The organism is Pedobacter quisquiliarum, from assembly GCF_014642175.1.
Taxonomy (GTDB): Bacteria; Bacteroidota; Bacteroidia; order Sphingobacteriales; family Sphingobacteriaceae; genus Pedobacter; species Pedobacter quisquiliarum.
On the sequence record NZ_BMIL01000008.1, the window covers coordinates 138,564 to 156,776 of the forward strand.

The 18,213-nt window shown below is 44.9% G+C and carries 23 protein-coding genes; 14 read left to right on the forward strand and 9 right to left on the reverse strand.

The features are described from left to right. Positions 1-8 precede the first annotated feature (8 nt). The gene (locus IEW69_RS12860) at positions 9-464 is read right to left on the reverse strand and encodes a ferritin-like domain-containing protein (RefSeq protein ID WP_188627271.1); all 456 of its coding nucleotides are present in this window, start codon (positions 462-464) and stop codon (positions 9-11) included. Between the two features lie 157 nt (positions 465-621). On the opposite strand from IEW69_RS12860, the gene IEW69_RS12865 reads away from it, so the two are divergent. Further along, complete coding sequence (locus IEW69_RS12865; protein ID WP_188627272.1) at positions 622-1,629, forward strand: LLM class flavin-dependent oxidoreductase; 1,008 nt, start codon at positions 622-624, stop codon at positions 1,627-1,629. Here IEW69_RS12865 and IEW69_RS12870 read toward each other — a convergent pair. Then, positions 1,626-2,225 (reverse strand): hypothetical protein, encoded by a 600-nt coding sequence (locus IEW69_RS12870; protein WP_229663615.1) that lies wholly within the window; start codon positions 2,223-2,225, stop codon positions 1,626-1,628. The two genes, IEW69_RS12865 and IEW69_RS12870, sit on opposite strands and share 4 nt — an antisense overlap. A gap of 513 nt (positions 2,226-2,738) precedes the next feature. On the opposite strand from IEW69_RS12870, the gene IEW69_RS12875 reads away from it, so the two are divergent. Together IEW69_RS12875 and IEW69_RS12880 are read left to right on the forward strand one after the other, a co-directional pair. Beyond that, complete coding sequence (locus IEW69_RS12875; protein ID WP_188627274.1) at positions 2,739-2,963, forward strand: hypothetical protein; 225 nt, start codon at positions 2,739-2,741, stop codon at positions 2,961-2,963. 17 nt (positions 2,964-2,980) lie between these two features. Beyond that, a complete protein-coding gene (locus IEW69_RS12880) occupies positions 2,981-3,199 on the forward strand; it encodes a DUF6965 family protein (RefSeq protein WP_188627275.1) in 219 nt (72 codons plus the stop codon). On the opposite strand, the gene IEW69_RS12885 is transcribed toward IEW69_RS12880, so the two are convergent. After that, on the reverse strand, positions 3,187-3,963 hold the full coding sequence (locus tag IEW69_RS12885; protein WP_188627276.1) for a TspO-related membrane protein: 777 nt from the start codon (positions 3,961-3,963) through the stop codon (positions 3,187-3,189). The two genes, IEW69_RS12880 and IEW69_RS12885, sit on opposite strands and share 13 nt — an antisense overlap. A 292-nt stretch (positions 3,964-4,255) precedes the next feature. Between IEW69_RS12885 and IEW69_RS12890 the strand changes: the two genes are divergently transcribed. Beyond that, positions 4,256-4,654: a hypothetical protein gene (locus IEW69_RS12890; protein ID WP_188627277.1), complete on the forward strand. Its 399-nt coding sequence runs from the start codon at positions 4,256-4,258 to the stop codon at positions 4,652-4,654. A gap of 3 nt (positions 4,655-4,657) precedes the next feature. Here the strand turns inward: IEW69_RS12890 and IEW69_RS12895 are convergent, their stop codons facing one another. From IEW69_RS12895 to IEW69_RS12905, 3 genes are all read right to left on the reverse strand, one after another. Then, positions 4,658-5,572 carry a serine hydrolase gene (locus IEW69_RS12895; RefSeq protein ID WP_188627278.1) on the reverse strand — a complete coding sequence of 305 codons (915 nt, stop codon included), beginning with the start codon at positions 5,570-5,572 and terminating at the stop codon, positions 4,658-4,660. A 70-nt stretch (positions 5,573-5,642) separates the two neighbouring features. After that, on the reverse strand, positions 5,643-5,969 hold the full coding sequence (locus IEW69_RS12900; protein WP_188627279.1) for a DUF3276 family protein: 327 nt from the start codon (positions 5,967-5,969) through the stop codon (positions 5,643-5,645). A 69-nt stretch (positions 5,970-6,038) separates the two neighbouring features. Next, a complete protein-coding gene (locus tag IEW69_RS12905; protein ID WP_188627280.1) occupies positions 6,039-7,829 on the reverse strand; it encodes an ABC transporter ATP-binding protein in 1,791 nt (596 codons plus the stop codon). A 110-nt stretch (positions 7,830-7,939) separates the two neighbouring features. On the opposite strand from IEW69_RS12905, the gene IEW69_RS12910 reads away from it, so the two are divergent. From IEW69_RS12910 to IEW69_RS12945, 8 genes are all read left to right on the forward strand, one after another. Next, positions 7,940-9,028 carry a Glu/Leu/Phe/Val family dehydrogenase gene (locus IEW69_RS12910; protein WP_188627281.1) on the forward strand — a complete coding sequence of 363 codons (1,089 nt, stop codon included), beginning with the start codon at positions 7,940-7,942 and terminating at the stop codon, positions 9,026-9,028. A gap of 94 nt (positions 9,029-9,122) precedes the next feature. Next, positions 9,123-10,016, forward strand: a complete 894-nt coding sequence (nusB, locus tag IEW69_RS12915; protein WP_229663616.1) for a transcription antitermination factor NusB — start codon at positions 9,123-9,125, stop codon at positions 10,014-10,016. A 4-nt stretch (positions 10,017-10,020) separates the two neighbouring features. Then, positions 10,021-10,467 (forward strand): DUF1573 domain-containing protein, encoded by a 447-nt coding sequence (locus IEW69_RS12920; RefSeq protein WP_188627283.1) that lies wholly within the window; start codon positions 10,021-10,023, stop codon positions 10,465-10,467. A 21-nt stretch (positions 10,468-10,488) separates the two neighbouring features. Further along, positions 10,489-10,803, forward strand: coding sequence for a preprotein translocase subunit YajC (gene yajC, locus IEW69_RS12925; RefSeq protein ID WP_188627284.1), 315 nt, complete (start codon positions 10,489-10,491; stop codon positions 10,801-10,803). Between the two features lie 76 nt (positions 10,804-10,879). Beyond that, positions 10,880-11,827 (forward strand): CdaR family protein, encoded by a 948-nt coding sequence (locus tag IEW69_RS12930; protein WP_188627285.1) that lies wholly within the window; start codon positions 10,880-10,882, stop codon positions 11,825-11,827. Continuing rightward, the gene (coaE, locus tag IEW69_RS12935) at positions 11,827-12,423 is read left to right on the forward strand and encodes a dephospho-CoA kinase (protein WP_188627286.1); all 597 of its coding nucleotides are present in this window, start codon (positions 11,827-11,829) and stop codon (positions 12,421-12,423) included. The genes IEW69_RS12930 and coaE overlap by 1 nt, the downstream gene beginning before the upstream one ends. After that, positions 12,420-13,361 (forward strand): MBL fold metallo-hydrolase, encoded by a 942-nt coding sequence (locus IEW69_RS12940; protein WP_188627287.1) that lies wholly within the window; start codon positions 12,420-12,422, stop codon positions 13,359-13,361. Before coaE ends, IEW69_RS12940 begins: the two co-directional genes overlap by 4 nt. Position 13,362: 1 nt before the next feature. Next, on the forward strand, positions 13,363-13,539 hold the full coding sequence (locus tag IEW69_RS12945) for a C1orf53 family protein (RefSeq protein WP_188627288.1): 177 nt from the start codon (positions 13,363-13,365) through the stop codon (positions 13,537-13,539). Here IEW69_RS12945 and IEW69_RS12950 read toward each other — a convergent pair. From IEW69_RS12950 to IEW69_RS12960, 3 genes are read right to left on the reverse strand one after another with little or no spacing between them, the layout of a single operon-like run. Next, positions 13,498-14,226 carry a ZIP family metal transporter gene (locus tag IEW69_RS12950; protein WP_188627289.1) on the reverse strand — a complete coding sequence of 243 codons (729 nt, stop codon included), beginning with the start codon at positions 14,224-14,226 and terminating at the stop codon, positions 13,498-13,500. The two genes, IEW69_RS12945 and IEW69_RS12950, sit on opposite strands and share 42 nt — an antisense overlap. Further along, entirely contained in the window at positions 14,227-14,790 is a 564-nt protein-coding gene (locus IEW69_RS12955) for a phosphatase PAP2 family protein (protein WP_188627290.1), read from the reverse strand. Beyond that, positions 14,787-15,518: a class I SAM-dependent methyltransferase gene (locus tag IEW69_RS12960; RefSeq protein WP_188627291.1), complete on the reverse strand. Its 732-nt coding sequence runs from the start codon at positions 15,516-15,518 to the stop codon at positions 14,787-14,789. Before IEW69_RS12960 ends, IEW69_RS12955 begins: the two co-directional genes overlap by 4 nt. Positions 15,519-15,658: 140 nt before the next feature. Here IEW69_RS12960 and glmM point away from each other — a divergent pair, with 140 nt between their 5' ends. Both glmM and IEW69_RS12970 read left to right on the forward strand, forming a co-directional pair. Next, positions 15,659-17,047 (forward strand): phosphoglucosamine mutase, encoded by a 1,389-nt coding sequence (gene glmM, locus IEW69_RS12965; protein WP_188627292.1) that lies wholly within the window; start codon positions 15,659-15,661, stop codon positions 17,045-17,047. A gap of 2 nt (positions 17,048-17,049) precedes the next feature. After that, the gene (locus tag IEW69_RS12970) at positions 17,050-18,198 is read left to right on the forward strand and encodes a cysteine desulfurase family protein (protein ID WP_188627293.1); all 1,149 of its coding nucleotides are present in this window, start codon (positions 17,050-17,052) and stop codon (positions 18,196-18,198) included. Positions 18,199-18,213 lie beyond the last annotated feature (15 nt).

Sequence of the window (18,213 nt, forward strand, 5' to 3'; positions counted from 1 at the left end):
AAAAGTTCTTAACTCTTTTGCCTGCTCATCATTTCGTATACAGATTCCATAGCTTCTACAACACCATCGCGTTGTGTTCTCAATAAGTCAAGATGATCAGCATGATCGTCAAAGTCAGCAATCAGTCTGTTATACTTGTCAAGTGTCACGCGCTCACCAGTGATTACGGCATTTAAAATGACCTTATCTTCTTTACTGCTGAGTGCTTGTTTAATGTCTATCCAGGTACGGTGCAATGCGCCCATCAGATCACCCTTTTCATTGTCGACCTTGCCACCGTGCTTCTCGATGTGCGCCTTCAATTCACTGGCATACAATGCACGTTGTGCGGAAAATCTTAGGAATAAACCTTTCAGTTCAATCTTCTCCATGGCCTCACTCGATGTTTCAAAACCTTCTTTGCCATCGTTAACCAGGAGCAGGAGTTCTTTGAGCTCATTGATGATTTGCCTGTTGCTTTTCATAGTTTGTTATTGTTTATAGTCATAACCGTTTCAAATGTATTATAGTTTTGCCGGCGGCGTCTGTATACAATGTCATAACTGGCGCAGGGCCCTAATTCAGAAACTATATAATCTTTAATTTTGTTGACCTCAGCATTAAATGTTGATTTCCCGACTTATGAGCAACAAACAATTAAAACATACTGCTTACTCTGTTTTAGATTTAGCAACCGTTATACAAGGCAAAACCCCTGCCGATACCTTTGTAAGTAGCCTTGACCTGGCCAGACATGTTGAATCCTGGGGGTACCACCGCTACTGGCTGGCTGAACACCATAATATGATCAGTGTGGCAAGCTCCGCCACCGCTGTGGTCATCGGCCATATCGCTGGGGGCACCAAAACCATCCGTGTTGGTTCCGGAGGTATTATGCTGCCCAACCACTCACCACTTGTGATCGCAGAGCAATTTGGTACACTGGAGTCTTTATATCCGGGTCGTATAGATTTGGGTTTAGGACGAGCACCGGGCACCGATCAGCTTACCGCCATGGCCATCCGTGGAGATAGGTATGCCGCAGTAAACAACTTCCCCCAGGAAGTTAAAAAACTTCAGACCTACTTCTCCGCAGAGAACCGCAATGCGAAGGTTAGAGCAATTCCCGGAGAGGGACTGGAAATTCCAATCTGGATCCTGGGCTCCAGCACCGACAGTGCCCACCTTGCCGCAGCTATGGGATTACCGTATGCCTTTGCAAGTCATTTTGCGCCAGCGCAGTTCCTAACGGCGATCAACATCTATCGTAATGAATTTAAGCCGTCCGAATATTTAAAGGAGCCGTATGTACTTTCCTGCGTAAACGTCATTGCAGCCGACACGGATGCAGAGGCGAACAAACATGCCACGTCACTCTACCAGATGTTCAGAGGCATCATCACTGGCGAGCGCAATTTGCTGCAGCCACCGGTAGATGATATCAGCAATGTACTAAGTGCATATGAAGCCGAGCAGATTAACCAGATGCTTGCCTGCACTTTCGTGGGTAGCAAGGCACTGGTTAAAGAAGATATGGAATCCTTCCTGCAGCAAACGCAAGTAGATGAAATCATGGTAAGTGCACACATCTTCGACCATCAGGCGAAGTTGCGCTCCTATGAAATATTTGCCGAACTGATGCGCGATTAATCAACGGCTGCAATTCCGGCAACTAATCCTTTCCATTGTGGGTATGAGGCGCCAATCTTCGCGCCCAGACCCACCATGGTATTGCGGACGTTATCTAAAATGTGATCGGTATGGGTATTCGGCGTTTCATTCCGTCCGTGCACCTCTGCCGTTACCACATTACCCAGCTTCTTCACCTGGAAAGTGGATGTCGCAGCATCATCAAAGAAATGTGCAATGGCTTTTTCTGGTGAAAGTGGGTTGTCTGTGGGCCGCACCCGGAAGCTCATGATGTCTGCTCCTTCCAGATGTTGCTCTTCAATGAATTCCACCTGCACCCAGTCGTAACCATCGCCAGTGCTCGTGCCAGGACCTGGAATGTCAATCTTAAGATAATCTCCAAGCTGCACGTTACGCGTGGTACGTTCGCCCGAAGCATCGCATAAGATGAAGGTAGACGAGGGCAACTTGGCCACCTCATCCCATTTATTTACATCAAGTAATCGTTGCTTGGCAACCGCGTAAAATGCGTTTGCTGCTTCAGCGCTATCAAATCTTGCTTCTTCTACGGCATTCATTTCACTGCCGCTTTCCTGAGCCGGAACTGGTTTTTCCATAGTCATATTTCTATGCTAAACAGCTGGCAGGGGAGGAATGTTGAAGGAATCTGGAAAAAGCTTGCTGTGCTTAAGTCGCGGGATTCATGTGATGCGCATCCATATCCCGAATGGGTATGTGTCGCTTGCAGTTACAAGCACTGCATTTATACCTTTTAACCTTCAAGAAAAAAAGGATGTACTTGTACACGAATGACCTTCTGATCCGGGTGTCCAGATAGCCTGTCTTACAGGATGGACACTTCTCGTATGCTTTCTGAGGTTGAAATAAGAAATCCTGTGACTCCATGGCGTATTGATATTAAAGATTACCCTTGCAAAATTACGTCATAAATTGGCCTCCAGTGCCTTTCCAGAAGTTCGTGAAACAGAACGTGTACAAACGTGCAAATGCGTGATTAACTGTAAATTACCGTTCTCAGGATGCTGTGGAGGTTAAGGATGGTGATGGCCAATTCCTTAGATCTTAAACAATCCCTGGAAATCGATGTTAAATACCAAAAAACGAACAAGATGGATACATTTGAAATTGAAGTAGCAACTGGCGGATCAAGCATTACCTATACCATTACACCACTGGAAGATGGTCGCTTCCAGGTAAATCAGAAAGATGATGTGGTGGGTGTAGTTGCGCCGAATACGCGTGAGCAGGGCATTACCTGGACCACAGACGATGACATCGACGATGACTTGCTTGAAAATATCGGCAGGGCGATTGAAGCAGAAAAACTCGGATAATCACTACCTTCGCAACCATGACAGCGGAAGAATTTGAAGGTTACTTTACAGGCATTGCCCTACCCGAGCAGGTAGATATTGATAGTGGCGTAACCATCCAGGATGTGCCACTATTTATCGCATCTCATTTGAACTACATCAAAGCCAATGAGGGTAAAAAGGGCACGGAGGTTTACTATGACAGACTCAATCGACTAGTGGCCTACATGGAAGCACAAAGGAATCAGGAGGCATAATTCTCTGCCACCTGTTTCTTATAACCTTGTATAAGAACATTAAGTATCACGATAGCAGCAACACCAAAGGCAGTATATGCGACGATTGGGGTGCTTTCCCAGTTGTTTACACCAATAGCGACAATACCCCAGGACCCGGCCAATGCATATTCACGCATACTTCTGGTCCAGACCATACTTGTGAAGATCACACCCGCAATTACAAGTATCAGAACTGCCCATATGCTTTGCGACAATGGGGCCCCATCCCAACCGATTGACCTGAAGTAAACCGACAGGTTTGCGATCAGCGCCACGTTCAGCCAACCGAAATAAACACTAAACGGCCACCAGATAAAGAAGATGATGGACTTTGGGGCATTCCAACGTTCCATGTTCAGGTTGACAACAATCTTCAACAGGGATATAAAGAAAACCAGCATTAAGATAACGGATAAACCGATCAGGTCGTTTGTGAAAGCAATGATCCATCCTGCATTTACGAAGTTCGAGAGGATAAACCATGGCCCAATGTCAAGTACAAACTTATCCTCGTATTTTGAATTAAATAGACTCCTCGCCTGAAAAACGGCAAACAACCCAAGCATCAGATAGATCAGCCCCCAGATGGAAAATGCATAACCCGCGGGTGTGAGCAGATTCTCGTACTTGTCTGAAATTTCACCTACCGTGTTTGGTGCATTACTTCCTGTATTATAAAAATAATTGATTGCTACTGCAGCAATGAAGGTAATCAGGTTAAGGATTTGCAGCGTCTTTTTCATTTTCCAGGTCTCTAAGTTTTAAAGGATAAGGTGTTTAGGCTAAAGAATGTTTGCTGTAAGTAAAAGAATGAAAAGCGGTTGACGAGCGGGGGGTAAGGTTCCCGAAAGGGGATGACCAGGCTGTAGCCCTGTTAACCCCCTGTGAACCCCCTGTGGGGACCCTGTCGGCGCCTTGTAAAGCCAGTACTTGCCTGGGTGCTACTGTGTCCTCATATGGGCCTTGCGGGCGCGGTTTTGCGATATGAAAAACAAAGGTGCAACAAAAAAGCTTTAATAACTGTTAACTTTTAATATGGACAGATTAGTAATTGAAACAATTTTAGCCGACACTACTGAAGTGGCTTTAGTAGATACCCAAAGTTCTATTCCTTGTATTTGCCTCAAATTTGATGATGCAAATATGGAACAGGTTAAACATGCGTTTGTAGCATTGCGGAAAGTGACTGCGCAGAAAGATGTATCACTTGTAATTTGTGAAACGCTGGTTAATGGTATTTACGACATAGAAATCGTGACCGAAGCACTTGACGAACCCGTTCGCATTTGCAATAAGGTTGTCGAGCAACAGACACTAAAGGGCATCCGCGAGATCATGGACCAACACCCGGAGTTAATCTTGGCGGTTAGTGGGGCAGAGGCCGATACGGAATTACGGATCAATACGGCGACTTACAAAGCACAGGAATTGTAGAATTTAGTTGCGGTAGGATTCCATTCCAGCAGCGGGCTGCCAATTGGAACCCGGCTCGAAGTAGTTCCACAGCATTTTGCTTAAAGAGCGGATAAGTACCCAACCTTCGTTGTTGGGTTCCCAAGACATGTCGCGCTGGTTTTTAGTGGCAATGCAGAACACGTAATCGCCGTGCGGTGCGTTGACAAGCAGGACCTCTGAACGCGATTCGTCCACTGCGCCAGATTTAGATGCAACCTGCACGTAAGGTGGAATCTGCGAAAGGGCCTGGCTATCGTAGTAGATTCTGATTAGATTCCGGTAGATGCGTTCTGAAACCGCCGGATTGATCAGCGTTGAATTCCTGATTTTTGTAAGGAGGGTCGCCATTTCTCTTGGCGTTGTTTGTCCCCAACCGTATTTCAGCTGGTTTGCTGAACGGCCCGGTGTTCTGGAGTTTACGCGTGTATTCAGCAGCCCTTCCTGTGCCATCAGCTCATTTATTGCTGCTCCCCCGCCTGCTAGCGATTGGCACCATAAGCTCGCCGTATTATCGCTTGTGGTGATCATAAGCATCATCACCTTGCCGAGCGCAATCTGCTCCCCATCCTTAAAACTGCCCAGAATGTCTTCGCCTGCATAGAGTAGACTATCTTTATAGGTAAGTTTACTTTGGTAGTCAAGTTCATTTTTAGCCACCTTATTCATTAATCCTGCGGTGATGGGAACTTTAATCATGCTGGCCGTCGGGAAAATACTATCGCCTTTATATTCCACTACCTTACCGGTTTTAAGGTTTTTCACGTAAATGCCCACCTCACCATTGAAGCCTTGAACCAGCTCGTGGATCATTTTACTTAGCTTTTTATCTTTTTTGGTTTGTGCTGCGGCTGAAAATGTAAGGCTAATTAGCAGTAGGAATATGGGAAGCTTTTTCATCTGAAAACATGGGGCAAAATAAAAGCCTCAATTGTTGAGGCTTTTATTTGTTGAAACTTATAATTTAATGCTAGTAGTTGAAGTCGTCATTGGATTTACCAGTATGTCCTTCATGGTTGTCTGCGAATTCGTAACGCTTTTCGACAACTTCCTGGTGATTTTTGATGTAGTCTACGGTTTCATTTAGTCCTTCGGCAAACTTCTCAAAATCCTCTTTGTATAGAAAGATCTTATGTTTGACAAACACCCCATCCTCCAGTCTTTTCTTGCTTTCGGTAAGTGTGAGGTAAAAATCTCCGGAACGGGTGGCCTTCACATCGAAGAAATAGGTTCTTTTACCTGCTCGCACTTTCTTAGAAAAAACTTCTTCTCGCTCTTTGTTATCAAATTCTGCCATATAATTGGAACTAGTCTGTTTTGGTTTCCGTAAATATAAAGCAATAAATTTCAAAGTTCAAAATAGAAATTACAGCGTATGTTTTTCCTCTTCAAGTAGTTGGTTTTGATACATTTCAGCATAAACACCCCCCTGATTGAGGAGCTCATTGTGGGTTCCCTGTTCCACAATTTTACCTTCTTCCATAACGATGATCTTATCGGCGTTTTTGATGGTGGAGATCCGGTGTGCAATCAACACGCTCGTTCTGCCCTTCATGATGCGACTCAGGTTGTTCAGAATTTCTTCCTCCGTTCTGGTGTCGACAGCAGAGAGGCAATCGTCGAAGATTAAGATTTTGGGCTCGTTGATCAAGGCTCTGGCAATAGAAACACGCTGTTTCTGTCCGCCTGAAAGCGTGATACCACGTTCGCCCAGCATGGTTTCGAATTTAAGTTCGAAGTCCATGATGTTATTGTAAACGGCAGCGTTCTTCGCAGCTTGTTCAACTTCATCACCTTTGATTTCATCCAGACTAAAAGCAATGTTATGCTTGATGCTGTCCGAAAACAGGAAAACTTCCTGCGGCACAAAGCCCACCTGACTGCGATAGCTGTTCAGGTCCACCTTGGTAATCGGCGTATCGTCGATCCGGATTTCGCCATTGTCAACATCATACATACGCATAATGAGGTTGGCCAGGGTAGATTTGCCCGAACCTGTTCTGCCGATTACGGCCAGGAATTCACCCGCTTTCACTTCAAAACTTATGCCCTTTAAAGCCTGGATACCGGTGTCGGGATAAGTGAAGTTTACGTCATTGAAACTGATGTTACCCTTAAGTCGCTCTAGTTTAACGTCACCTGCAGTGATGTCTGGTTGAAGTTGTAAGAACTCATTGATTCGCTTTTGAGAAGCAGAAGCCCTTTGGATGAGGGTTGTTACCCAGCCAAGCATGGTTACCGGGAAGGTGAGTTGATTCACATAGACGATGAATTCGGCGATGTTACCAGCGGAGATGGATCCTTCCAGCACCTGCCGACCACCAACATAGACGGTGAGGATGGTACTTAAGCCCACCATCAACAACATGGTCGGATAGAAGAAAGCCTGCACGCGTACGAGGTTCATGGAATTGCCTTTGTAAGCTCCACTTTCTTCGGCAAAGATTTTACGGGTATAATCTTCCCGTACATACGATTTTATAACCCGGATGCCGGAGAATCTTTCCTGCACAAAGGACGAAAGTCTGGATAACTGCTGTTGAATTTCTTCGCTACGCTGGTTAATGAGTGTGTTTACATAATAAATGGTGATCACCAGAACCGGCAAAGGCAACAAGCAAAAAGTGGCAAGTGTGGCATTTACGGCGTACATCGAAGAGATGATCAGGATGAAGAGCACCGCCGTATTAATGGTGTACATGATGGCCGGGCCAACATACATCCGCACGCGATTCACATCCTCCGTGGCACGGTTCATCAGATCACCAGTATTGTTTTTCCGGTAGAAGCCTAAAGTTAGCGCCTGGTAATGGTTGTAAATCTCGTTCTTCATGTCGAACTCAATGTGTCGCGACATGAGGATAATGGTTTGCCGCATGAAGAACAGGAAGAGGCCGCGAATGAGATAGAGCACGAGCACCAGCGCACCGAACAGGAACAAGCTTTCGCTGAAGATGTCGTATATAAGTGCCTGTTTGTTAAAGCCCTCAAAAAGGCCATAGATCTGGATGTTCTCGGTAATGAGGTTAAAGGCATGACCTATAACCTGAGCGGGGATGACGGCAAAGATGTTGGAAATGATAACGAAGAATATGCCGGGGATTATCCACCATTTATACTTATAGAAATACTTATTGAGAAAACGAAGGTGCTTCATGGATGTGTAAAGTTATGCAAAGGGGCCTGTTTTTTTTGAGACTTTGGTTACAAGCAGGTAAAAACTTGTTTTTTTGTAGTACTTTTGCCGGACATCTCATAATCAATTTTATGTCTGATAATAGTTCTGCAGTAAATTCTGTTTTAGATCAATTAAGTGCACAGGGACACAAAAAAGTGGTTTTCTGCAATGATCCGGATACAGGACTTAAAGCAATAATTGCGATTCACGATACAACGCTTGGCCCGGCAATTGGCGGAACAAGAATGTGGAACTATGATACCGAAGCAGAAGCACTTGAAGATGTACTCCGACTTTCCAGAAGCATGACCTATAAAGCCGCCATCACCGGGATTAACCTTGGTGGAGGTAAAGCTGTTATAATCGGTGATTCCAGGAAGGGCAAATCTGAGGCCATGATGCGCAGCTTCGGCCGATTTATTAAAAATCTTAACGGTGAATTTATTACAGCGGAGGATGTTGGTACAACAACCCGCGACATGGAATACATCCGTATGGAGACCAGCCATGTAACTGGCGTACCGGAATCCATTGGCGGAGCAGGTGATCCTTCACCGTTTTCAGCCAAAGGCGTGTACCTTGGCATCAAAGCCTGTGTTAAAGAGGTTTTTGGTACCGATATGCTAGCCGGTAAGTCTGTCGTAGTACAGGGTATCGGTAGTGTGGGTGAGCACCTGGTAGAGCTGCTGCGGAATGAGAACATGCAGGTTTATGTAAGCGACATCAATGAAGATCGTTTGCAACAGGTTGCTGCGAAGTACAAAGCAAAGCCGATTAGTGCAGATAAAATCTTCGGTATTGGCGCAGATATTTATGCACCATGTGCCTTAGGTGCAACCATCAATGATTATACGATTGACAAGCTGAACTTTGCAATCATCGCAGGTTCTGCGAACAACCAGCTTGCTGATGAAGCCAAGCATGGCAAGATGCTGCACGATAAAAACATCCTTTTTGCGCCAGATTACCTGATCAATGCCGGTGGTTTGATCAGCTGCTATTCTGAGCTTACCGGATTTGGTAAAAAGCGTACCATGCAGCTTACCGAGCACATTTACGATGCAACGCGCAGTGTTATTAAAATGTCTAAACAAGAGAATATACCCACAATAATTGCAGCCAACAGGATTGCAGAACAACGAATCATTGATATTAAAAAAATTAAATCGTCATTTTAGTAAACCGGTAACTTACATACCACTCGTTCTTATATAAATGTTAAATAGAAGGCACCTTAGAATCAAAGCTTTGCAGAGTATTTATGCATGGCAAATGTCAGACAAAAAAGACCTCGTTAGTTCCAAAAAGAACTTAATGACAAGCATCGACAATGTATATGAAATGTACATCAGAATGCTGGCACTATTGTCTGAAATCACAGAGTACACTGCAGTGGATGCCATTGAGCGCTCCAACAAGCACTTCCCAACACCGGAAGATCTGAATCCAAATCAGAAATTACTACACAACAAGTTTATTGTTACCTTACAGAAGAACCCGGAGTTCCAGGCTGCTGTAAACAAGTACCAGGTAAACTGGAATTCGGAACCCGACTTCCTGAAAACCATCTACAACAAGCTGAAGTCAACATCAGAATACACCGCGTACCTGGCAGACCCTGATGAAAGCCTGGAGTCGTCTAAGGAGATCATTAAGTTTATTTTCCGGAAGATCATTCTCAAGAGCCTAAACATCATTCAGGCTTTTGAAGATAAATTCATCAACTGGTCTGTTGATAAAGAGGTAATGCAGGGCATGGTTGCAAAGACCATTAAGAACTTTACTTCTGAGGATCCATTTAAGAACAAGCTTACGCCGATCAGTGCAGATTGGGATGAAGACAGCAAATTTGTTCAGGACCTTTTTGCCTACACCTTGAGAAACAATGAGGCTTATCAGAAAATGATTGCCGAACGTACCAAGAACTGGGAGTCTGAGCGTATCGCGTTAATGGATACCATTCTGATGAAGATGGCCATCTGCGAATTGTTGAATTTCCCTTCCATTCCGGTGAAAGTAACCATCAACGAATACCTGGATCTTTCTAAAGATTACAGTACACCGAAGAGTAATTCCTTTATAAACGGTATCTTGGATAAAATTTTGGGCGATCTGAAAAGAACAGATAGCATCCATAAAATTGGAAGAGGTTTAATAGAAGAATAACAATATGAAAAAAATGTTAGTATTGGCACTGGTTGCCATGTCCTTTGCTTCATGTCAGCAATCATCATCATCTGCAGCAGACACCGCAGATTCTACCGGTACACAGATATCATCTGCTATGGCAGCTACGGATGCTCCTGTAATGAGCTTTGAAACCATTAACTACGATTTTGGTAAGGTAAAAGAAGGTGAGAAGGTGCAGTATGAGTTTAAGTTTACCAACACCGGTAAAAGCCCGTTGATCATCAGCGATGCTACTGCAACTTGTGGTTGCACTGTGCCTGAGCCGCCTAAGGATCCGATTAAACCTGGTGCGTCGGCAGTGATCAAGGTTGTTTTCGACACCATGGGCAAAGCCGGATTACAGGATAAAGTGGTAACCATCACTTCGAATGGTAATCCTTCAATCAATGACGTACACTTAACAGGAGAAGTTGTTCCAGCTTCTTAATAACACAACAAAATTATAAATATGAATACAGCAATTATTTTACAGGCAGCAGCAGGCGGCAACATGCTTAGTACTTTGGTACCAATGGTGTTGATCATGATCGTTTTTTACTTCTTCATGATCAGACCGCAGGTAAAAAAAGCAAAAGATCACAAGAAACTTGTAGCCGAACTTGGTAAAGGCGATAAGGTGATCACAACAGCGGGTATACACGGCCGTATCGTAGATTTGAATGAAACAACTTTCCTTATCGAAGTTGAAGGTGGTACAAAGATCAGGTTTGATAAATCAGCCATCTCTTTGGATGCAACTAAAGCGACGACTACGAAAGCTTAAATAATGAATTTCTAAGAAGCCGCTTCAGACCTGGAGCGGCTTTTTCGTTTGGTTAATTTTTAAGTAATTTAGACCGATGGCACTCGTTAAACTTACCATTCCTGAAAGGAAAAGAGTCATGGTCCTCATTTCCTGCTTCTTACTCGCCATTGCCGGATGGTTGTTTATGGCCTTGAACAATAAATACGTTTACACGGCCAAGACGGTGCTGGTCTATAAGAACTTCCCCCAGAACAAAGCATTCCACCCACTGCAATCTGATACGGTTGATCTGCAGGTAGAAGGTACAGGCTGGCAGCTGCTGTTCGCCAGGTTGCGGGTAAATCCACAGTCTATCGACATCAATCTGGACAATCTAAAGAACCGGAACTACATCTTATTTTCCGAGCAGCTATATGGGGTTAATAAGCAGCTGGAGACCTCTCAGAAGATCATTTCCGTAAAACCAGACACCCTTTACTTTGATTTTTCTACCCGTACGGTGAAACGTGTACCCGTGAAACTACTGTCCAACCTGGAGTTTGCGAAGCAGTATGGCATCTCCGGAGATGTGGCGATTACCCCAGCCTATGTAACCGTTTCGGGGCCTACGGCCGATATCGGTGAAATCGACGAATGGAAAACCGATACGTTGAAGCTTTCAAACGTTCAGTATACGACTACAACCAGAGTTGCTATGAAACAGAACCTGCTTAAGAATGTCAGCATTTTTCCAAGCAGCGTAGAAGTTAAGATTCCGGTAGATGAGTTCACCGAGAAGACCGTAGAAGTGCCTTTAAAGGTCATCAACAACCGGGAATACTACAATGTCAAGATCTATCCGAAGAAAGTCAAGGTGACCTTCCTGGTTCCGCTTTCCAGCTATGAAAATGTTAACGAACGCTTCATAGAAGCAGTCCTGGATTTGAATGAATGGAAGCAACTTGGCCATCAAACGATGCGCGTTAACCTTGTCCGCTTTCCGGATTTCTGTAAGTTTGTTCGAACCAGTCCTTCTAAGGTGGACTTTTTAATTGAGAAGTAATGTTGAAAGTAGGAATCACAGGGGGTATCGGAAGCGGTAAAACGACCGTCTGCAGAATTTTTGAGGTACTCGGGATTCCGGTCTTCTATGCAGACCTGGTGGCTAAGGAAATTATGGTGAAAGATATGATCCTGATTGAAGGCGTAAAAACTGCTTTCGGCGCCGAAAGTTATTTTGAAACCGGTGTGCTGAACAATAAACACATTGCCGGGATTGTATTTAACAATAACCTGGAGCTCGAAAAGCTAAATGCGCTGGTGCACCCAGCCGTATTCCGGGCTTTTGACCAGTGGATAACACAAGTTCCAAAGGACTGCCCATATATACTCAAAGAGGCTGCCTTGCTGTTTGAAAGTGCGTCTTACAAGATGTGCGACACCAGTATTCTGGTTACTGCACCTAAACAAACGAAATTAAACCGGGTGATTGAACGTGACGGCGTAAGTGCGGAGCAGGTGCTCGCGCGGATGGATAAACAATTTACAGATGAACAAAAGCTGGCGATGGCCCATCATCACATCTCGAATGATGAATCTACATCGCTGATTTTACAGGTGCTGGCACTACACCAGACCTTCTTGAATACCAACACATGATTTTAAACGACTTCCTGATTCAGAATGAGACCGGCCTTTTCTGTGCTTACGGCAACTTCTACCTGGATCCAAAAATGCCTGTTGTGAATGCGGTAATTTCGCATGCACATGGCGATCATGCCTGCAGCGGCAACCAGCATGTTTACTGCACCAAAGCGACTTCCTTGTTCATGCTGCACCGGTACAAGAAGTTCGCGGCAGGCACGTTCTACCTTAAGGCCTACCATGAGAGCTTTATGCTACACGGCGTGAAGATCACCTTTATCTCTGCCGGGCACATGGCCGGATCTGCACAGGTTTTAATGGAGTACCAGGGCGTTAAATACCTTTATACAGGCGACTACAAGCTGCAGGACGATCCAACCTGTGAAGTCATTGAGTTTGCCGAAGCCGATGTTCTGATTACGGAAACGACCTTTGCGGATCCGAATACGCAACATCCAAAGGCAGAGGACGAGATTAAGAACCTCAATGATACCGAGATGAACATCATGCTTGGCGCCTATGCGCTTGGCAAGAGTCAGCGGATCATCAGGTTAATTAACGACCACTGCCCGGGCAAGCGCGTATTGGTACACCACAGCATAATGCCTTTTGTGAAGCTCTATGAACAGCTGGGGATGGATATGGGCAAGTACGAGATGTACGACCGTAAGGTGATGAAGAACAATCCTAAAGGCTTGGTTTATCTGGTGCCACCAATGGTCTTTAAGAGTTACATAAAAGCCATTAACGTGGTGCGGGTATTCGCCAGTGGCTGGAAGCATTTGCAATCCTCTACAGGTTTGCAGCTATGCATTTCAGATCATGTGGATTGGAATGATATCCTGGAAACAATCCGGCAGGTGAAACCCAAAGAAGTATGGACCACGCATGGCAGTGGCTCGCAGCTGAAAGACTACTTCAAAGACACGCTACTGGTTAAAAGCCTGAATTAAGATGATTGAGGGTGTAGATTTCTATTTCAACGAAGATGGGCTCATGGTCTTTACCGAAGCTTACCATCGTAAACGTGGCAGCTGCTGTAAAAACAAGTGCAAGCATTGCCCATGGGGCTACGGCAAGAAAAGAGAATCAGTGCCCGCCAGTGTAAAACCCAAGCAGGGCGACTGCTAGTCCACAGATCACCGCGATCATTTTACGTCTCGTAAATTTGTGGTCTACACTGCTTTCAAACAGTATCGTGGTGGAGATGTGCAGGAAGATACCAATCACGATGCCCATCATTTTGTTGAAGTACATCTCAATGCCGCCGATACTACCATTGCTGATGCCATAACTTAGCAGGAAGCCAAGTGGTGCCATGATGGCGAAGATACCAACATAGAGCAGGAGGTGGCCGGAGCGGTAGTGATTCTGCAGGAGGATGCTCGCGAGCGCGAATGCCGCCGGAATGTGGTGCAGTGCAATCCCGAAGATAAGTTCATTATGATGTTCCTTCGCCAGTGGCATACCTTCCAGAAAAGCATGCAAGCAAAGGCTAATCATGATACCATAAGGAAATACCCGTCCATGGCCATGCTCATGATGATGGTGCATGTGGCCATGTTCCACGCCATGTGAAAACTGCTCCAGGAAGACCTGGATCATGAAACCAATCAGAATATAAATACCAATATCATGTGCGTCTACACCGTGATATGCATCAGGAATAAGGTGCAGAACGGTAATTGCAAACAGATAGGCTCCGCTGAAGGAGAGAATAAGCTTGAGTAGTTTCGATTTGTCACTTTTAACCAGGAATATGGCGCAGCCGCCGAGAAAGGCACAAAAAAAGAGTACTAGTATTTTCCAGAATTCCATTTAGATGTAAGGTTGTAGCTTATGATAAAGGGTGCCTGTGAACATACCAATTGCAGTGCCAAGTGCTGCCCCAACGATCGTATCAATGGGATAATGTACGCCCACGTAAACCTGCGACAGGGAAACGATAAAGGCCCAGGCAAGGCCTATTGGAAGTATAGGCTTCCAACGGCTGTAAAATACCAGGATCAGAAAGATGGCAATGGCGAAGTGGTTGGTTGCATGTGCAGACGGAAAGCTGTAGCCCGTACCGCAGTGTACCCGGTGTATGATCAAATTCGAAATCTGAAAGTCGTTGCAAGGTCGTATACGGCCAATAAACGGCTTGATGAGCCTTGAAGCAATCAGATCACCCATGCCGAAGGTTAGCAAGAGCATCCCGATGATGTACAGGCCTCGCTTTTTAAACTCCCGTATACAGAAGATGATGATGAAAAGATAAAGTGGCGCCCAGAAGAAACGGTTCCGCATTAGCGGGAACAACCAATCAAAAAATCCATTGGACATGTCCCGGTGGATCTTTAAGAAAAGTTCAAGGTCAAACTCCTGGATGTTGGTGATCATGCTTTCCTACAAACTAAAATTAACCGGTCTGACTTGTTTTCGTCGAAAGCTTCCAAACCGTAGCTGCCAAAGTGCTGCTCTAAAACCAACCCACTGGCTTCGAACATTCTTTCAAAATCTGCAAGCTGGAAAGCTTGAACACGCTCTTCAAACGCGAAGGTCTTACTTCGATGTTCAAAATTGATGTGTTTGATGATCTTGCCCTCAGCAATGAATTTGCTGATGTGAAATTCAATGCCCTCCATGGTTTTGATCTCCTGTTTGGCCAGGTTCTTCTGTATTTTGGTGCTGTTAAAGTAGTCAATCACGAGTTTACCTTCGGGTTTAAGACCCTTGCGGAAGGATTTAAGTGCATTCACATGTTCTTTTTCCGTCTCGAAATACCCGAAGCTGGTGAAAAGATTGAAGGAAAAGTCGAAGTAGTTGATGAACGACAGCTTGCGCATGTCGTGCACGAAGAAGTGCAGGTGGCGTTGTTCAAACTGCCGCGCATACTTTATGCTTTGTTCAGAAAGATCGATGCCAGTAACGTCGTAGCCTTTTTTATTCAGGTAAACGGAGTGTCTGCCTCTGCCGCAGGCGATATCCAGAATGCGGGCATTAGGGGCGGGTTTTAGGTATTCTGAGAGGTTGTCAATCAGAAATTCGGCTTCCTCATCATTACGCTGACTGTAAAGTATGTGGTAATATGGTGAATTGAACCAATATTGAAACCATTTACGCTGCATAGAGCTCTATATTATAAATATTGTAAAAAGCACAAATATAGTATTTCTGTAATCAACGTTAGATTATTAAAAACCGTTTGTGCTTATTTAAGTACCCTACCTATATTTTTCTTAATTTCGCGCAAGCTAATCTAAAAAAATTGACCTTAATAAAATCAATCTCAGGAATACGTGGTACCATCGGTGGAAAAGCAGGTCAGGGCCTGACGCCAATGGATGTTGTAAAATTTACCGCTGCTTATGGCAGCTGGGTAATTAAAACCACACAGATCAAAAAAGTAGTTATCGGAAGAGATGCACGCATTTCAGGCGAAATGGTTAATAACCTTGTTGCCGGAACATTGCAGGGTCTCGGCATTGAAGTTATAAACCTTGGTCTGTCTACAACGCCAACAGTCGAGCTGGCCGTGCCGCTTGAACAGGCTGGCGGTGGTATCATCATTACCGCAAGTCACAACCCTAAACAGTGGAATGCGCTGAAGCTGCTTAACCATAAAGGTGAGTTTATCAGCGATGCGGAAGGACAGTACGTGCTTGAACTGGCGGAAAGTGGCGATGTGGAGTATGCAACGGTTTCTGAGCTGGGAAAAGTAATTCAAGACGACAGTTACCTCCAAAACCATGTTGACCATGTACTTGCCTTGAGACTGGTAGATGTAGAGGCGATTAAGGCCGCTAATTTTAAGGTTGCTATAGACTGCGTGAATTCTACCGGCGGCATCTTTGTGCCAGCGTTGCTTAAAGCACTGGGTGTTCAGACGGTTTATCCATTATACTGCACGCCAAACGGCGAGTTCCCGCACAACCCGGAGCCATTGCCAGAGAACCTGACGGAGATTTCGAAGCTAGTGCAGGAAAAAAACGCAGATCTGGGCATCGTGGTTGATCCTGATGTAGACAGACTTTGTTTTGTTTGCGAGGATGGCACCATGTTCGGTGAAGAATATACCTTAGTAGCCGTTGCCGATTATGTACTGCAGCATACGCCGGGTAATACGGTATCAAACCTCTCTTCTACACGTGCACTGCGCGATGTTACGGAGAAAGCTGGTAATGAATACCATGCGGCTGCCGTGGGCGAAGTAAACGTAGTGACGAAAATGAAAGCGTGTAACGCGATCATCGGTGGTGAAGGAAATGGCGGCGTTATCTACCCTGAATCGCACTATGGTCGTGATGCATTGGTGGGTATAGGACTATTCCTAACGCACCTGGCGAAGTCTGGTAAGTCGATCTCAAGATTGCGCAGCAGCTATCCAAGCTACCACATCTCTAAGAATAAAATCACCCTGACTGCAGACATGGATATCGATGCGCTGCTCCTTAAAGTACAGGAGAAATATAAAGCACAACCACATTCTACCATTGATGGCTTGAAAATCGAGTTTGACAATGAGTGGGTTCACCTAAGACGTTCTAATACAGAGCCGATCATCAGGATCTACAGTGAAGCGCAGAATGAGACCGTTGCAGAGAATCTTGCAAGCAAAATCATCTCCGACATAAAAGAAATATTAAAACTTAACTAACCATGGAAAGAATCTATTTGGACAATGCTGCAACAACACCTCTGGACAAAGCAGTCATTGCTGAAATGGTCAAAGTGATGGAGGACTACTACGGTAATCCTTCTTCAATACATGCGCAAGGCAGGGAAGTACGTACACTTATAGAAAAAGCGCGCAAATCTGTTGCGCATCTGCTTAATGCCGTACCTGCTGAAATCTTTTTTACCTCTGGCGGAACAGAAGCTGATAACACTGCGATCGTTTGCGGTGTGAGCACTTTCAACCTGAAACATGTAATTACCTCCAAAATTGAGCATCATGCCGTAGAGCATACCCTTGATAACCTACTTAAAAAGGGTGTTATCGATCAGGTGAGTTATGTGGATATTGACGAGAAAGGCAATATTGACTATGACCACCTGGAGCGCTTGTTACAGCAACATCCAAGATCAATGGTAAGTTTAATGCATGCCAATAATGAACTTGGTACGCTAACCGATATTGAACGCGTAGGGGAACTTTGTGAGCAGTATGATGCCATTTATCATTGTGATACGGTGCAGACCATGGGCCACTATGTGCATGATGTACGTAAGCTGAAAGTTCACTTCCTTGCTTGTGCAGCCCACAAATTGCACGGTCCAAAAGGCGTAGGCTTTCTATATGTAAACCACAACATCAAGATCAGTCCGCTGATCTTCGGTGGTGCGCAGGAACGAAACATGCGCGGTGGTACAGAAAACGTATACGGCATCGTTGGTCTGGCAAAAGCATTCGAAATTGCGCATGACCACATGGAAGATCACCGCTTGCACATACAAAACTTAAAAAGCTACTTGATTAACCGCCTGCAGGCTGAAATTCCTGGCGTGTTATTCAACGGAGAGATTGACCCTTCCAAAAGCCTATACACGGTGTTAAACGTTTCCTTCCCAGAGATGGATATGGGTGATATGCTGCTGTTTAATTTGGACATCAATGGTATTTCTGCATCCGGCGGAAGTGCATGTTCTTCAGGATCAAACATTGGTTCACATGTGTTGAATGAAATCAATGCAAATGCAACACGTCCATCGGTACGTTTTTCATTCAGCAAGCACAATACCCGCGAAGAGCTGGATTACGTAGTAGACAAGCTTAAACATATTGTAGAGCAAAACATTAACGTATAATACTGGCCTTGTAAA

Excerpts from the sequence above, each read along its gene's own strand:
- IEW69_RS12860 (WP_188627271.1), bottom strand. The coding sequence starts at position 464 with ATGAAAAGCAACAGGCAAATCATCAATGAGCTCAAAGAACTCCTGCTC.
- IEW69_RS12905 (WP_188627280.1), bottom strand. The coding sequence starts at position 7,829 with ATGAAGCACCTTCGTTTTCTCAATAAGTATTTCTATAAGTATAAATGG.
- IEW69_RS12900 (WP_188627279.1), bottom strand. The coding sequence starts at position 5,969 with ATGGCAGAATTTGATAACAAAGAGCGAGAAGAAGTTTTTTCTAAGAAA.
- IEW69_RS12955 (WP_188627290.1), bottom strand. The coding sequence starts at position 14,790 with ATGATCACCAACATCCAGGAGTTTGACCTTGAACTTTTCTTAAAGATC.
- IEW69_RS12865 (WP_188627272.1), top strand. The coding sequence starts at position 622 with ATGAGCAACAAACAATTAAAACATACTGCTTACTCTGTTTTAGATTTA.
- IEW69_RS12880 (WP_188627275.1), top strand. The coding sequence starts at position 2,981 with ATGACAGCGGAAGAATTTGAAGGTTACTTTACAGGCATTGCCCTACCC.
- IEW69_RS12930 (WP_188627285.1), top strand. The coding sequence starts at position 10,880 with ATGGCACTCGTTAAACTTACCATTCCTGAAAGGAAAAGAGTCATGGTC.
- IEW69_RS12945 (WP_188627288.1), top strand. The coding sequence starts at position 13,363 with ATGATTGAGGGTGTAGATTTCTATTTCAACGAAGATGGGCTCATGGTC.
- IEW69_RS12870 (WP_229663615.1), bottom strand. The coding sequence starts at position 2,225 with ATGGAAAAACCAGTTCCGGCTCAGGAAAGCGGCAGTGAAATGAATGCC.
- IEW69_RS12960 (WP_188627291.1), bottom strand. The coding sequence starts at position 15,518 with ATGCAGCGTAAATGGTTTCAATATTGGTTCAATTCACCATATTACCAC.
- yajC (WP_188627284.1), top strand. The coding sequence starts at position 10,489 with ATGAATACAGCAATTATTTTACAGGCAGCAGCAGGCGGCAACATGCTT.
- IEW69_RS12920 (WP_188627283.1), top strand. The coding sequence starts at position 10,021 with ATGAAAAAAATGTTAGTATTGGCACTGGTTGCCATGTCCTTTGCTTCA.
- IEW69_RS12910 (WP_188627281.1), top strand. The coding sequence starts at position 7,940 with ATGTCTGATAATAGTTCTGCAGTAAATTCTGTTTTAGATCAATTAAGT.
- IEW69_RS12895 (WP_188627278.1), bottom strand. The coding sequence starts at position 5,572 with ATGAAAAAGCTTCCCATATTCCTACTGCTAATTAGCCTTACATTTTCA.
- IEW69_RS12875 (WP_188627274.1), top strand. The coding sequence starts at position 2,739 with ATGGATACATTTGAAATTGAAGTAGCAACTGGCGGATCAAGCATTACC.
- IEW69_RS12940 (WP_188627287.1), top strand. The coding sequence starts at position 12,420 with ATGATTTTAAACGACTTCCTGATTCAGAATGAGACCGGCCTTTTCTGT.
- IEW69_RS12970 (WP_188627293.1), top strand. The coding sequence starts at position 17,050 with ATGGAAAGAATCTATTTGGACAATGCTGCAACAACACCTCTGGACAAA.
- IEW69_RS12890 (WP_188627277.1), top strand. The coding sequence starts at position 4,256 with ATGGACAGATTAGTAATTGAAACAATTTTAGCCGACACTACTGAAGTG.
- coaE (WP_188627286.1), top strand. The coding sequence starts at position 11,827 with ATGTTGAAAGTAGGAATCACAGGGGGTATCGGAAGCGGTAAAACGACC.
- IEW69_RS12950 (WP_188627289.1), bottom strand. The coding sequence starts at position 14,226 with ATGGAATTCTGGAAAATACTAGTACTCTTTTTTTGTGCCTTTCTCGGC.
- nusB (WP_229663616.1), top strand. The coding sequence starts at position 9,123 with ATGTCAGACAAAAAAGACCTCGTTAGTTCCAAAAAGAACTTAATGACA.
- IEW69_RS12885 (WP_188627276.1), bottom strand. The coding sequence starts at position 3,963 with ATGAAAAAGACGCTGCAAATCCTTAACCTGATTACCTTCATTGCTGCA.